Raw genomic sequence first — 14,216 nt, 5'->3', positions numbered from 1 at the left:
GCCCACGTGTTACTCACCCGTCCGCCGCTAGGTTTGTTCCGAAGAACTCCCCTCGCTCGACTTGCATGTGTTAGGCACGCCGCCAGCGTTCGTCCTGAGCCAGGATCAAACTCTCAATTTAAAAGTTAAGCAGAGAGCCCAAATTTATAATTTGGTGCGAATCGCTTAAGCAGATATCTCAAATCTATGATTTGATGATAGTCGCTTACTCTTTGAGCACTCCTCAGCTTCGCTGAGCGAGTTTCCTTCGCTTCTCTATAACTTCATTTTGAGTATCCTTACTCAATTACAGTTATTGACTGGCATTTATTTACCTTAATTCTGTTTAATTTTCAAAGACCATTTGTTTTCGCTATCCTCAGACAGCTTATTCAGTATATCAATTTAATTTTTGTTTGTCAACACTTTTTTGAAATATTTTAATCTCTAGTTGCTAACCGATAATTTCTAAGTATTTTGCGATTAGCGCTTATCAATTGTTTTAATTTGTCTTCGCTCTTGCGGCGACAAATAGTATCTTAACAAAACTACTTTAGTTAAGTAATTAGATTATTTGTCATTATATTAAAATAAATCCTATTTTCTAACTATTAATTCTTATTACTATGCTTTTCGCCTATTGACACACTAGGGACAATGAGCGTAGCCCTATTTTTAATGATTATGAAAATAATTATCTCCCTCAACCTTGCAAATTCGTATCATATACTTTGAATACCAAGTATTTCTGCCCATTTCTTTTGCTTTATTATGCTGTATGTTCTTTTTCCATTCATTAATACTTTCTAATGAATCCCAGTATGATGTTGTTATGCCAAATCCATCTTCCCCTCTAACACTTTCTGCTCCTATAAAACCTTTTTGTTTAGAAACCATATTTATTATCTCTTCTCCAACCTTTGTATATCCATTATCACCTAAAGTTCTAATTGATGTAAAAATAACTGCATAATATGGTGTATTTGGTGTTCTTACTATTTCGCTCATATACGCTCCCCCTGATCTTACTAATTTAATTTAAAGCATTTAATATTATAGCAACTATAATAAGCGCAATTATAGGTAAAGAAGCTAATATAGAAAAATCATTTTCGTTCGATCTCTATTGGTATAGGTAAAATCACATCTGTTTCCACAACCATTACAAATCTTTGTATCTTGTGATATCTTAACTCCCCATCTAGAACAAGCTTTGTTCATTTGTAACTCTCCCTTGATTTGATTAAATTATTGACCTTTTAAGAAATCTTCAATACATGACATCACCTGTTCAGTTGTATCACTTAACAGGATCAAATGCCCTCCTTCGTGAAAATATCTAGTAGTTTTCTTACTTGAAGATATATGTTTATGAATGTAATCAACGCTCTTTATTCTTACTGTATCGTCATCTTCTGCTTGTATTGTAAGAATAGGACAACTTATTTTTTCTAATTTTGGCTTTGTTTTATTTAATAGCAATAGGAATTGTATCATTGATGAAAATGGCGAATTACTTTTTGCATTTAAATATCTTCTAATATGTTTGCACTTTTTATTTTTCAAATCATCTAAAAGATTAAGAAACACTCGGTATATATTCCAATAATAGATTGGAGTGTTGATTGTTACAATTGCTTTAATATTATGTTTACATGCAAGATTAAAGGCAATCAGACCACCCATAGAAAATCCTATTATGATAACTTCATCTCCATTTTCCTTTAGTATTAATAATTCCTGTTCCGCAGAGTCTATCCATTCACTATAAGTTGCCTTTTTCATATCTTTTTTTGTACTTGAATGACCTTTTAATACAGGGCAGACAGTTTCATAACCAAGACTAGTTAGATATTCAGCTAAAGGTTTTATTTCGTGTACTCCACCACCAAAGCCATGAATTATTAAGCATTTTACTTTTTTATTTTCGTTTAAATTCATACATTAATATCTCCTATGTACTTCGCATAATTTATAAACATTTGAATTCAGTTTTAAAAATTCTTCTACATTTACTAGTATTCATAGAAGTATCCAAAGGTATCCCATTTTCTATTGCATTATCATTACTGATTATGTCTTCAACAATTAAATTTTCATCTAATCCTAACTTTCCTGCCATCTTTCTGTTAAAAGTATAATAACTCTCTTTTTCTTCTGGTCCAACATGAATTATGCCATTAAAGTCCATTTCAATCATTTCATAAATTAAATCTGCTAAATTATCAATATAAACAAATGTTTTATATAAATTACCACTTCTAGATATTGTTCTATTTTCAGATAATGCTTCTATTAAACTTGTAACTCTTTTATCCCAATTACCTTCTACATCTTTTCCATACAAAGGACCAGTTCTAATAATTACATGATTTTTGTGACTTTTTACTACTTTCTCACCTTCTATTTTAGCATTAATATACCATGACAATGGATTACTACATGGGTAATACTTCAAAGAAACCTCTTCTGAATAATTTCCCTTTCCTTCAATGAAGGCATCCGTAGAAATGTATATAAGTTTTGTGTTATCATTTAGATTCTTCATTACATTACGCAATCCAATATTAATAAGTTCCTTTTCATTATTCATGTCCAAAATGCACCAAACTACTACATCAGCTTTGTTTTCATTAAATACTTCTTCAATTTCATTTTCGTTCTTTATATTAATTTTAATAAGTTCATTATTTTTGCAGGATTTAAAACAAGTCCCTACAGCTTTAAAGTTAGGATTTTCACTTAATCTATGATGAACCTTACCTCCTAAAAATCCACTGGCACCTAAAATAAGTATCTTCATTTTTCCTCCTAAATATCAATACTACTCTTTTCTCAACCATCCAGCAGGTTTCCTTTTTGATCCAACAAAATATTGATTATCTTTAATCATAAGTTTGAGTCTTTCCCTAGTCTTGCTATACACATTTTGTTGAATTACTTCTACATAATCATCTGTTACTTCAGTTACAATTGCAACATGTCCAAATTTTGTGTCTGTAAAAACTATTAAATCATCTGGTTCTGGTTTAACATTTTCACAATTTCTATATTGAACTAAGCCTCTTGATTTATTCAGTCCTCCTTGCTGTACATTAGAGTCAAAATAATCTTTAGCATTCCCATATACATTTGGCATTTTATGTCCTTTTGCTTCATAGTAAAACCTTTTAATGTATTCTACACATTGCCACTTCTGACCATAGTAGTAGCCATCATTACTGTAGTTTTTCCCATAAGCTTTTGAATAGATGATTCCGTTATAATGAACCTCTATCTTCTTGTAACTATCTATTTTTTCTCCTATAAGTTTTCTATCTCTAGCAATAAAAGTTATTCCACCTATTAATAACACAACAATAAAGAATAAAAGAATACTTATCCATTTTTTTCTCATAACATATCCTTTCAAGTATTTGAAATTCGATACAAATATTTATTTTCTTACCCCATCATAGATTTTAATCATAATATTTGTTGGAAACAAACGATACTCCATCAACATTGCCATCGATAGACCTGCCTGAATTAGCCCAATAATAAAAAATAGAACATGTAAAAAAGCTACAGCATTAAGCATAATACATTGAACTACAATCCAAATCACTAAAGCCCAACTAAAAACACTGCTTATATATCCTTGAAACTTTGATTTAAAACGAAACATTAGAGCACTAAAGATATTACCAAGTCCAATTATAGAAAATAGAATAATTCCAGGTATCAGATAATTACTAAAAGGTGAGTTTTTTAAAAGCTCAGTTGGCACTCCCAGTGGCCCTTGAGGATTAGTTATAGCAGCTAATCCCCCTGCAATAGCACCTATTCCTACAAATAAATGTAGTCCAAACAATATACGATATAATCTTTTCATTAAGCATCCCTCTTTTACATATTTATTAATACAAATTAAAACTTCATAAATTTACTATGATGTATTTACACTTCGCAAGTTATGAATCTAATATATTACTCATAAACTTTATACTATATCTATTTGAGACATAATAGATTGCTCTATAAATTAAATATCCAATTACTATTCCTAAAACATTAAGTATTACATCGTCAATATCTATAGCCCTAGCAAAACCAATTCCAGACAATATCTCTATAAGTTGCAGTAGTTCTATAGATATGGACACTATAAAGCCTTGTAAAATAATCATCTTTACTGAAGAAATTTGCTTCCATATTATTGGTCATATTACGCCTAGTGGAGCTTAATAAATAAACAATATAGAATCCAATTGATACTAAAATCAAATACCAAATTACACTCATAATTTCAAACAAATTTCACCCTCCTTATTTTCAAAAATCAATTAATCCTTTACTTCTGGGTCAACACTTGCTTTACCACTTATCTCATTTATATTTATTTCAATAACATTTACAATATCCATATCTTCAATAGAAAGTGGCTCATATTTATATCCGCTTGCGTGTTTTTCCATTAATAAATTAAGTACATTCAGTTTAAGTTCCTTGTCAGTTACTACATTTGCTTCTCCAAAAACAAGAATACTCCAAAATCTCATAGTAAAATTTCTTGCATGAGGTGTTGCATACATCTTGCCTGACGCACTAATCTCTAGGCAAACCTTTGGATTTTTATTTATATTATCTAATTTTCTTCCTTCAAATCCTGTATGAAAATATACCTTTTCATTATGAATAACAAAATTAATAGGTGTAATATATGGCTGCCCATCTTCTCCACAGGTTGCAAGTCTACCATATACTGCTTTTGATAATAAATTCATGCTTTTTTCTTTAGTAATCCATTTTACTGGCATTTTTATTTCCCTCCATTAGTTAATATAATTAGCTTTGTTTTAAATGAATGTTTTTTTACATTCATTTAGAATTTTTCATTAGCCCTCGAAACTATTTTATTTTCTGCATATTAATAATCCATGATTACTCATGCCTAAAATACTCTTTTCTCTGCAACTGATTAAACTATAGTGAAGCCATGTAGAATATTCTTCATCATTCATATTATCCACAAAATCCTTTAAGAAGGGACTTACTCCGTCAGTTCCTACATGGTCAATAATCTGAGAATCAAATTTTTCTATGAATGCTTCCATCTCCAAAGGAGTAGTAAAAAAGGCATCAGTCCAAAAACACTCTTTTTCTCCATCTTTAATAACTCCTGTATTTGAAAGCTTGTCAACAAACTGCTTTGTAAGAAACCTCTTATCTGTGATCATAACTGAATTTAATACAAAGTGCTTATTAATATATGAAATTGCTAGTATTCCACCCCTTTTCAATACTCTCAAGGATTCCTTAATGCACTTTTCTCTATCACATTCATTTGTAAGGTGATAGATTGGTCCAAGACATAACACCACATCAAAGCTTTCATCTTTATAACTACTTACTAATACTCCTGCAGATAGATTGATGGAATGGTAGTAATAACAGTAAACTCAACTTTTCTTGAATTATTTGTTGTAAGTCTGCTTTCTTCATCATATCCTTCATAAAAATTCACAATATTATTCATAAAATCTCATCCTTTATATTTCACTTCTAGTAATATTAATTTCTCCTTTAGCATTTCTACCTACAATTTTAATAACATACTTTCCTTTAGTTAGTTTTATAGTTTTATCACCCTGCTGAGTTCCTACTAAAATATTTTCTATTTCTTTTTTAGGATTAATTAAAACCAGCTTAAAGTCACCGCTCTTTACATTTGAATTATATTTGAGAATTATTTCTTGATTCTCTTCTGCTTCTATAATCCAAATAGTATCTGCTCCATAGAAACCACTATATTTTATATTAACTTCATCCTTTGAATTTCCAGTATCACTTCTAGTTCCAAAAGAAAAGCTATCCGCCTCTTGCGCTATAATATCATTGTTACTGTATATATTCTTTTTATCCTGGCTTACTCCACAACCGCTGCCAATAACAATTATCAAAAATAACCATGAATACAATAAGAATTTACTTTTTAACTTCAATCCCATTCATCCTTTCATTATTTACTCCACTCTAAATTGCAAAGAAGAAAAAAATAAACAATTTTAATTATTTGCCTATTAAAAGCACATTTACCTTATCAGTTAAATATACAGTTCCATCATCAGCTACTATTTGTATTTGAGTATCATTCTGATAATCCCTCCATGACTTTACATTCACTTCAATAGTTTCATTTCCAATAACTATTTTTGCTTTTGTAAAAGTCCAATTAGTGTCAATAACTTGTCTATTCCCGCAACCTGTTAATGCAAATGCTCCTAATAATGCTGCTACTAATAATACTTTTTTCATTAATACCCCTCCATTAATAACTTAAATTATTTTTTCCCATGCCCCTAACCTCTACTTTTTTCAGTATAAACTTGCAAAATCGCTCTATTAACTACTGCTCCAAAGTAAGCAACAATAATTATATCTAATACAATTCCTACAGTTGAAAAACTTGTTAATACATATACAAGTATACTTAACAAAGAAAAAATGAATCCAAAATAAAGTGCCATCTTTATAGTTAGTCTTAAATTATTAGATAGAAATGACATCCCTTTTATAAAGTTTTCACTAATTCTACCCTCATCAATTACAATAGAATATTGAACATAAAAAAATAGAATAAATAATAATCCTAATACCATAAATTCTTTTGCAAACAAAATTAAAATTACAGGTATATATTGAATAAGGTGTAATACAAAAAACTTAAACCAATTTTTGTTTCCCATTATGAAAAAATCCTTAATAAAAATTTTGCCTTCTTCCTTTCCTCCAAGTACACTTAAATATCCACTGTTTATAAAGCTTGTTATCAATATTATTGTAATCATAAAAAATACATTGAATAAGCTGACTTCATAAATAATGCCTTTTAGCCCATTGCTATTATATTGGAGTAATACTGGCGGAAAATCTTCTAGAATAAAATTTACACTTGGTGGTGAGGATATAATTCCTAACTTTAAAGAAAATAATCGTTTAATGGGAATATAATTTGTCTTGAAAAAATATTCATGTGCAAACAGCTGCCATAAGTCCAAAGCAATAGGAATCAGTATAATCCAAAGAAATTTATTTATAAATTTTCTACCACTACTAAACATATCCCCTAATGGCATAGCATTTCTCCTTTCATTTTATAATTGTTTGTAATATAATCTATATTATACCATATTATGGAGGTATTTTAATGAAGAAATTTAGAATGTTGATTTTTACTTTGATAATTGCTCTGCTTGCTACGATTTTCTATGCCTACGAAAACTTTAGAGTGAAAATACCTGAATATAAAAAACCTGGTATCAATTTAACTTCTAGTAAGTTTGGGGAAATTAAAAACATAACTTGGGCAAATAACTTTGTAGCTCCAGATAAATCTCTTTTAATTTTATCAAGCAGAATGCAAGGTGATAAAAAATATTCATATTTATACTACTTAAATACAGACAATGGACAATCTAAACTGCTATATGAATTCCCATCTCATAAATATTTAGATGACGTTATATTATTTGATACAATTGTCATTAGAGATACTATAATCACTACATATGATGAAGGAATAATTAAAACTACTCTAACTAGAGATAAAAATTATAGAGTGTCTTCTTCTCATAGTGAATTAATGGCAATAGATGATTTCCAAGATGCAACCAGTGTAGACTATAATTCAAATATATCCTATACCAAATGTAATAATAAACTTATATACACAGATAAACTAAATAATAGTGCATGGACTTTTTTCTCAAATACCACTTCTTCTCATAACATTACAAAGTATTATAGAAAGCCTTATTACATTGTTAGTGCTGCCTCACCTGATAATGTTTTAACCTATACTTCTGTAAAAAGGAATGGAGTAAATCTTTATTCAATGAAAGATGGAGTTTCATTATCTAAATTAAATAGACCTATAGCAAAAAATATTATAAATGTTAAATCACTCCGTGATGGTTTGGGCTATACTGGAATGAATGGTGAAGCTAAGGATGGGAAAGATATTGCTTCACTTAATATATTTATATCTCGCAGATATTCTAACTATGGTAAATTACCATATACAATAGATAATATACCCTTTAACACTGATAAATTTGGCAGTGTTCCTGCCTTAGATTCTATAAACTCTAATCAAGAATTTTCAGTAGTTTATACATTTTATAATGAAAATCATGAAGGAATTATAAAAATTTCAAATTACAGAGAAGAGCCTAAAACTATTGTTAAAGACAAAAATTTATTTGGTCCTGTCAATATTACTCAAAAAAGAATCAATAATAAGGATGTTAAGCTAATACTATATTTCACTCATGAAAATAATGAAATCCACGCAAAAACTTGTGACATAGATGAGAAATTAATTAAGGATATTACTGAAATGATAAAATAATATATACCGTGAAATTTGGAGGTTATTCCATGCAATCAAAAACCATTTGTAAATCCATAACTATAATACTTATTCTACCGCTATTAGGGATAATAATAGATAATGTAAATTTCATTTCAAGAATTTACTCTAATTATTTCTTGTACTTTGCAGTTATATCTATTATATATTGGTTTTGAAGCGGAAAAACTTTTGCAGCGACTATTTCTAATAAGCTAAAAGCACTCCTTATTGGAAATAGTCTTTGGTTAATATCTTTTATATTTTTTTATGACTTTATAGGCATGAAACTATTCTAACTAGCAAATAGAATTTAAAAATTCTGATTTGAAAATACTGTAATATAAAATAGTAACTTCTTTATTATCGAATAACTCTAGCTTTTTCTTTCTTTGAAACCTATAATTAAATCCACATTTTTCATTTACTCTTCTAGAATTATGATTAAAATCATAGTGCCCACACCATATTAAATCTAAGTTCAATTCATTAAATCCATAATCAATCAAGCATTTTACAGCTTCAGGTACAAACGCTTGTCCCCAGTATTTTGGATTTAAAGCGTATCCTATTTCTTTTTGTTTTAGATTTGAAAGAGAAGCATCTGGTTTTCTATCATGAAGACCTATACTTCCAATAACTTTATTTTCAGATTTTAAAACAATTGCAAGGGTATCATCATTTTTAATAACCCTCTTTATTACTTCTTTACTTTCTTCTTCATTTTTATGTGTAGTCCAACCACAATTTGGCCCGACTAATTCATTTTTAGCATATTCATATAAATCCTTGCTATCAGCTTCAGACCATTGTCTTAATATCAATCTATCTGTTTCTAATCTTTTCATCTGAATTACCTCTCTTAATTTTATTATTTATTAATTATAAAAGCTTCCTATTTTAGATTATAAATTAATTAAAGAATTTATATTTACCCACTCATATGAAACTTCAACTAAATCAACCCCTGCTGCATTTAATCCAATATCTTTGTACTAATTCATCATTTTCCATTATTTCATTTTCAAGTATTCCGCCATTTTTTATTATTGTTCTTGCTGAACCTATATTGCTCTTATTACAAGTAATTAGTACCTTATCCATCCCTTTTTCTCTGCATATATCTAATGCCAATTCTAACATTTTTGTTGCATAACCTTTTCTTCTTTCTGTTGGTCGAATACCATAGCCTATATTTCCTCCAAAGTTATATAAGTAATCATTAAGAGAATATCTAATATCAATCGCTCCTAAAATTCTTTTATCATCATTATTCACAAGGAAATATATTTCTGCTGGAACTCTACCCTCTGGCAAATTAATACCTTTCGAATACTTTTTAACGTTATATAAGTATTCATTATAATCATTAGCTTCACCTTTAAGTGCAGATGGTGTCATTTTCTCTTCTGCATTCTCTATTTCATTAATAATAGAAAACCATTCATCTTTATAATCTTGATTTGGAAATATCAACTTTAAGTTTGTCATTTTCATCCTCCATAAATTTTATACAATTAAGTAAAACATATTTTTATTACAAAGATTAATATACTATTTTTCTCCCAAGGCATAAATTACCGGCATATTAAAGCAAATTCCAGCTTCTTTATAGTACTTTTGAAGTCCATTAAATACTTCATTTTTAAATTCTATAAATGTTCTGCTTCCTAAGGCTTCTATTTGATCAAATATACTCCTAACTGCATTTGAACACATTTCTTGCCACCATTCCTCTTTCTCTTTATACACTACAACCGAATTTTCTTCATGAACTTTTATATTGTGGAATCCTGCATCATTTAGTATTTTTGTTACATCATCCACAGTATCAAGCTTAGGAATTTCTGGATTTTCCTCATTATTTTTGTTTTCAATTTGCAAATATTTATTAATAATTTCTGTAAGCCATTTTTGATCTTCTTGCTGTCCCCATATACTAAAGGCCACTTGTCCATTGTTTTTTAATATTCTCCGTATATCATTTAACTTACTTTCAGAAAGTAAAAGATATCCAAATCCAAAACCGCAGATAACATTGTCAAAATAATTATTATCAAAATTTAATTTTACTGCATTCATGCATTTTACTTCTGCATTGAGTATATTTCTAGATAAAATATCCTTATGAGTCTCCGTTACTATAGCTTCTGAGCTATCAATTCCAATAACATATCCATCCAAACCTACCATATTAACAGCAGGAAATAGTGAAGCTCCCCTACCCATTCCTATATCTAATACTTTTGCCCCTTGCTTAATACTCGAAAGCTCTACTAACCTTTTCCCAAAATAATTCCAATATTTAGGTCCTACTTTTCCAAAGTTAGAAGCAACCTTGTCCCATACATTCATAATCTCTGACTTTTTATCACTCATTTTTTCTCCTTAATTAGTTATAAAAATAAATCTTACTTTATTTCTATTCTTGCTGTTTCTAACCACTTATCTAATGCACTTTTATTAAAATAATAATCCGCACCTATCTTAATATACGGCATTTTAAAATCCTTTGTATTAGCAATTTCATATAATTTTTCCCGTGTAATTCCTAAATATTCTGCAGCTTCAGCAGGGTTATAAGAATTATTATCTAAGCTATTGTTCTTGTATCCTACTGAATTGCTAATTTTATTTAATCCTCCTGACATCATGTTCAAACTACTACTAAGATTTTGTCCATTATTTCTTATTTCTTTTGAGATGATTGATGCACTAGCAATAATTGAAATTGCTAAAGAAAATATTGAAATCGCCAACATCTTTTCTTTTAACATCTAAAATCCTCCTAACATAATGCTATAGTCAATTTTATAATATGTTGTTTAATAGCATCAATTAAATTTATTTCATAAAAATCAGTACAGGCAGCCAATCTGCAAGAGTATGCCCAATTACAGCAGTTTCATATCCACGTTTAACATAAAAATATCCAAATATCATTCCAGCTAAACTTGTAGAAACAAACTGAGTTATAGGATATTGCCAATATATACTGTACATTGTGTTAATAGGAGTTAAATGATATAACCCAAAGAGTAATGAAGATAATACTATTGAAAGCCATGGTCTGTTGGTTATTTTTAAAATTAATGATAGAAATATTAGTCTATATATCGTTTCTTCCACAATACCAGCACCTGATAATAAAGTGAAAAACAGCATCCATTTGTTGTCAGGCAACATATTTACTGCTTCAGAAGAATTATTTACTTCATTAAATATATTCGAGCAAATACTTTGACTAAATGCACCGATAAACACAGTTAGAAAAACTACTAATAGTCCAAAACCAAACATTAGAATAATTTTACGCCATGCTTGCTTATTCTCAATAATAGCTCTTGTTACAGGAAGCGGTTCATATCCATCAATGCTTTTTGCTATGGTTAATCCAATAAGGCACTGACAGAATAGAGTTATAGGTCCCAAAATATTGGTAAGATAAGAAGCATTCCAAGTACCTATAAATATACTCATGTAACATAACACAACAATTGATAGAGATTGTTTCCAGTTTACAATCATCTTATCTTTAAAATTTTTTACTTTATAATTGCTTTTTCCAAGAGCAATAATTGCTAATACCATAAATATCCAAGTAACCATATATATCAGTTTTACAATTTGTACTTCTTTTGAAATACTGTTCATTGTTAATCTCCCCCACCAGGCACAATTTAAAATTGTTATTTTTGTTTAGTATAAATAGAATTATCATTACTAAATGTATTCTGTATAACATTTGGAAGTACATCATAAATAGAATGCTGCATCTTCTTTTCAAAGTATTCTTTTATTTTAGTTGTCTTTTTCCACCTTGCAACTGTAAAATCATTTACACCATATCTACAGGCAACATCAACAAATCTCTTTTCAAGTAAACAGAAGCCTGTTGGTAAGCTTAATGCATCACATAACTGCACTAATAAGTCATAATCATCATAAACTGATGAATTTATAATGCTTTCAATACTTTCATATTCTTCCCTAGTAACATCCCATTTTCCTATTGAAGATTTTATATCTTGTAGCATAAATGAATGGGTGATACAAACTTTAGCAACTTCATTCCACCCTTGTTCCATGCAATATTGATATCCAGCAATAAGATGACGTTCTGAAACTACACCAATTCGTCTCCCTATATCGTGCAGCAAACCTAAAATATATGCTTTATCCACATCAAGACTTGTACAATGTTCTGCTATATTCTTGCAAGCTAAAGCAACAAATTCAGAATGTTGTTTCCACACTCCTGGATTTAGCTTTTCTGCATCTTCAAGAGCTTTAATAGCTGTACTTTTATCAGGATACCCCTTACACATCTTCTGCTCCCTCTATTTCTAATTTAAGTTTATTAAAATATTCTTCCATAAGTTCAAGCCTTTTATTTCCGATTTCTTTTGCTTTCTTTGTGTACAATTTACCTGGAATTTTTTTAAACTTTACTTCATATTCAATGAAAGGCGTATGCTTTGAAACATCTTTTAGTCTTTCATTTTCCACCGTATTTGATTTGAGATAATCCTTCAGTGGTTCATCTACTGTCAGCCTTTGCCCAAATTGACCTGCTAACATAAAAGTACGAGCAATTCCTATTGCACCTATAGCATCAAGCTTATCTGAATCAAAAAGTATTTTTGCTTCTATTGTTTTGGGTTCATTATCAGTTCTGAATCTATGTGTTATAATACAATGTTTTATTTTTTCTATCTTTTCTTCATGGAATTGCAGCTTTCTTAATATATCCTCAGCAATTTCACTTCCCAAGATAGCATGATCAATTTCTCCGGTTATATCTTTACTTTCTTCAACTCTAGCAATATCACGAAGCAATGCTGCTGGAATCAATATTTCTAAATCAACATCATTCTCATATTTTGCAATTAACATACAAAGATTATAAACTCTAAATACATGATCTAAATTATGTGCAGAACAAGTTAATTTGTCTTGAACAATTTCAATAATTCTTTTGTGTTTCTTTTCTAGATTCATTAATATTTCCCCCTGTTTATTAATACACTAAATTTGTTCTATATTAATTTAGCTATAAAAGATATTACTTTTGCAGAAGGTACCAATAAAATCTGTGCTAATACAGTGCCTACTATCAATCCTCCTACAATAAAAATTATACATCTATGAAATTGCAGCTCAGTACACTCTCCTCTGATTACATCATCTGTTAGCATTGATATATATGGGTCTATGAATATAAACATAAGAATTGTTGAGAATCCATTTACAACAGCTGATAGTGTACTGCAAGTAGTTCTTAAATCTGGATTTAAGCAGCCTGCATACAAGGATGCTAAAACCCCAACAGTTGATATGGCAAAAGCTATAGTATTGAGTAAAACTATTTTTTTAGGAATCATTGTTAAACTTTTTAATTGAGCAATATTTTCTCTTTTAGGCTTGGTAACGCTGCTTTTGAACTGCTCTATACCAGACTTTGAAAAAGCGTGCAATACTAATCTAGGTATAGAACGATGAATACTAAAGGCTTCAACAGCTTTCCCAAATACCTTTATAAATGTTGGCATTAAAAAAGCTCCAGTTATTGTTGCAACCGTTGTAGAAAATATTATCCATCTAAATATATATAATAAATTTTCAGGGTTGCCCATTTTTATAGTATTTTCAATTGTTTTAGCCATTAAGGGGGCTTGAATACTATTTGCAGTCCTAGAAATTAAAGCAAAAATATTGAATACTGCAAAAGCTATGGCTATCCTCCCTGTTTTTACTCCAACAATTCTCACAGAATATGCTAATGATGAAATTAAGTAAATAACAAATGTAAGAATCAATACTATTATTACTTGGTTAGGCATCT

General features: G+C 29.4%; 22 protein-coding genes and 1 rRNA gene. 1 reads left to right on the top strand and 22 read right to left on the bottom strand.

All coding sequences use genetic code 11. The features are described 5' to 3' along the window. The 14 genes from CLHOM_RS13810 to CLHOM_RS13755 all read right to left on the bottom strand — a co-directional run. Positions 1–121 (bottom strand): 16S ribosomal RNA (locus CLHOM_RS13810); the annotation flags it as partial. A 533-nt stretch (positions 122–654) separates the two neighbouring features. Beyond that, positions 655–987, bottom strand: a complete 333-nt coding sequence (locus tag CLHOM_RS13805) for an antibiotic biosynthesis monooxygenase family protein (RefSeq protein WP_052222280.1) — start codon at positions 985–987, stop codon at positions 655–657. A gap of 84 nt (positions 988–1,071) precedes the next feature. Further along, positions 1,072–1,200, bottom strand: coding sequence for a hypothetical protein (locus tag CLHOM_RS18840; RefSeq protein ID WP_278321742.1), 129 nt, complete (start codon positions 1,198–1,200; stop codon positions 1,072–1,074). Between the two features lie 27 nt (positions 1,201–1,227). Beyond that, positions 1,228–1,920 carry an alpha/beta hydrolase gene (locus tag CLHOM_RS13800; RefSeq protein ID WP_052222279.1) on the bottom strand — a complete coding sequence of 231 codons (693 nt, stop codon included), beginning with the start codon at positions 1,918–1,920 and terminating at the stop codon, positions 1,228–1,230. Between the two features lie 31 nt (positions 1,921–1,951). Then, positions 1,952–2,782, bottom strand: coding sequence for a sugar nucleotide-binding protein (locus CLHOM_RS13795; RefSeq protein WP_052222278.1), 831 nt, complete (start codon positions 2,780–2,782; stop codon positions 1,952–1,954). A 21-nt stretch (positions 2,783–2,803) separates the two neighbouring features. Then, positions 2,804–3,376 (bottom strand): CHAP domain-containing protein, encoded by a 573-nt coding sequence (locus CLHOM_RS13790; RefSeq protein ID WP_052222282.1) that lies wholly within the window; start codon positions 3,374–3,376, stop codon positions 2,804–2,806. A 39-nt stretch (positions 3,377–3,415) separates the two neighbouring features. Next, positions 3,416–3,853 carry a hypothetical protein gene (locus CLHOM_RS13785; RefSeq protein ID WP_052222277.1) on the bottom strand — a complete coding sequence of 146 codons (438 nt, stop codon included), beginning with the start codon at positions 3,851–3,853 and terminating at the stop codon, positions 3,416–3,418. Between the two features lie 79 nt (positions 3,854–3,932). Next, the gene (locus tag CLHOM_RS18005) at positions 3,933–4,175 is read right to left on the bottom strand and encodes a VanZ family protein (RefSeq protein ID WP_341377066.1); all 243 of its coding nucleotides are present in this window, start codon (positions 4,173–4,175) and stop codon (positions 3,933–3,935) included. A 129-nt stretch (positions 4,176–4,304) separates the two neighbouring features. Next, entirely contained in the window at positions 4,305–4,778 is a 474-nt protein-coding gene (locus CLHOM_RS13775) for a pyridoxamine 5'-phosphate oxidase family protein (RefSeq protein ID WP_052222275.1), read from the bottom strand. 96 nt (positions 4,779–4,874) lie between these two features. Continuing rightward, positions 4,875–5,342 (bottom strand): class I SAM-dependent methyltransferase, encoded by a 468-nt coding sequence (locus CLHOM_RS13770; protein ID WP_052222274.1) that lies wholly within the window; start codon positions 5,340–5,342, stop codon positions 4,875–4,877. Between the two features lie 29 nt (positions 5,343–5,371). Continuing rightward, a complete protein-coding gene (locus tag CLHOM_RS18835; protein ID WP_278321741.1) occupies positions 5,372–5,497 on the bottom strand; it encodes a hypothetical protein in 126 nt (41 codons plus the stop codon). Between the two features lie 13 nt (positions 5,498–5,510). Then, a complete protein-coding gene (locus CLHOM_RS13765) occupies positions 5,511–5,963 on the bottom strand; it encodes a hypothetical protein (protein ID WP_052222273.1) in 453 nt (150 codons plus the stop codon). Between the two features lie 67 nt (positions 5,964–6,030). Further along, positions 6,031–6,276 carry a hypothetical protein gene (locus CLHOM_RS13760; RefSeq protein ID WP_052222272.1) on the bottom strand — a complete coding sequence of 82 codons (246 nt, stop codon included), beginning with the start codon at positions 6,274–6,276 and terminating at the stop codon, positions 6,031–6,033. Between the two features lie 44 nt (positions 6,277–6,320). Further along, positions 6,321–7,097 carry a hypothetical protein gene (locus tag CLHOM_RS13755; protein WP_052222271.1) on the bottom strand — a complete coding sequence of 259 codons (777 nt, stop codon included), beginning with the start codon at positions 7,095–7,097 and terminating at the stop codon, positions 6,321–6,323. A gap of 71 nt (positions 7,098–7,168) precedes the next feature. On the opposite strand from CLHOM_RS13755, the gene CLHOM_RS13750 reads away from it, so the two are divergent. Next, a complete protein-coding gene (locus CLHOM_RS13750) occupies positions 7,169–8,371 on the top strand; it encodes a hypothetical protein (RefSeq protein WP_052222270.1) in 1,203 nt (400 codons plus the stop codon). Positions 8,372–8,670: 299 nt separating this feature from the next. Here the strand turns inward: CLHOM_RS13750 and CLHOM_RS13745 are convergent, their stop codons facing one another. The 8 genes from CLHOM_RS13745 to CLHOM_RS13710 all read right to left on the bottom strand — a co-directional run bounded on the left by CLHOM_RS13745 (position 8,671) and on the right by CLHOM_RS13710 (position 14,214). Then, entirely contained in the window at positions 8,671–9,219 is a 549-nt protein-coding gene (locus CLHOM_RS13745) for a GNAT family N-acetyltransferase (RefSeq protein ID WP_052222269.1), read from the bottom strand. A gap of 112 nt (positions 9,220–9,331) precedes the next feature. Next, a complete protein-coding gene (locus CLHOM_RS13740) occupies positions 9,332–9,862 on the bottom strand; it encodes a GNAT family N-acetyltransferase (protein WP_052222268.1) in 531 nt (176 codons plus the stop codon). 63 nt (positions 9,863–9,925) lie between these two features. After that, positions 9,926–10,750 (bottom strand): class I SAM-dependent methyltransferase, encoded by an 825-nt coding sequence (locus CLHOM_RS13735; RefSeq protein ID WP_052222267.1) that lies wholly within the window; start codon positions 10,748–10,750, stop codon positions 9,926–9,928. Between the two features lie 32 nt (positions 10,751–10,782). Then, positions 10,783–11,148 (bottom strand): helix-turn-helix domain-containing protein, encoded by a 366-nt coding sequence (locus CLHOM_RS13730; RefSeq protein ID WP_052222266.1) that lies wholly within the window; start codon positions 11,146–11,148, stop codon positions 10,783–10,785. 67 nt (positions 11,149–11,215) lie between these two features. Continuing rightward, positions 11,216–12,025 carry a CPBP family intramembrane glutamic endopeptidase gene (locus CLHOM_RS13725; RefSeq protein WP_052222265.1) on the bottom strand — a complete coding sequence of 270 codons (810 nt, stop codon included), beginning with the start codon at positions 12,023–12,025 and terminating at the stop codon, positions 11,216–11,218. Positions 12,026–12,060: 35 nt separating this feature from the next. Beyond that, complete coding sequence (locus tag CLHOM_RS13720; RefSeq protein WP_052222264.1) at positions 12,061–12,699, bottom strand: HD domain-containing protein; 639 nt, start codon at positions 12,697–12,699, stop codon at positions 12,061–12,063. Beyond that, positions 12,692–13,372: an HD domain-containing protein gene (locus tag CLHOM_RS13715; protein ID WP_052222263.1), complete on the bottom strand. Its 681-nt coding sequence runs from the start codon at positions 13,370–13,372 to the stop codon at positions 12,692–12,694. The genes CLHOM_RS13720 and CLHOM_RS13715 overlap by 8 nt, the downstream gene beginning before the upstream one ends. Before the next feature lie 38 nt (positions 13,373–13,410). After that, complete coding sequence (locus CLHOM_RS13710; protein ID WP_052222262.1) at positions 13,411–14,214, bottom strand: lipid II flippase Amj family protein; 804 nt, start codon at positions 14,212–14,214, stop codon at positions 13,411–13,413. Between the last annotated feature and the right edge of the window lie 2 nt (positions 14,215–14,216).

Source organism: Clostridium homopropionicum DSM 5847, from assembly GCF_001263795.1.
GTDB classification, from domain to species: domain Bacteria; phylum Bacillota; class Clostridia; order Clostridiales; family Clostridiaceae; genus Clostridium_H; species Clostridium_H homopropionicum.
Note: the sequence above shows the minus strand (reverse complement) of the source record. Positions and strands in the feature narration are given on the sequence as shown.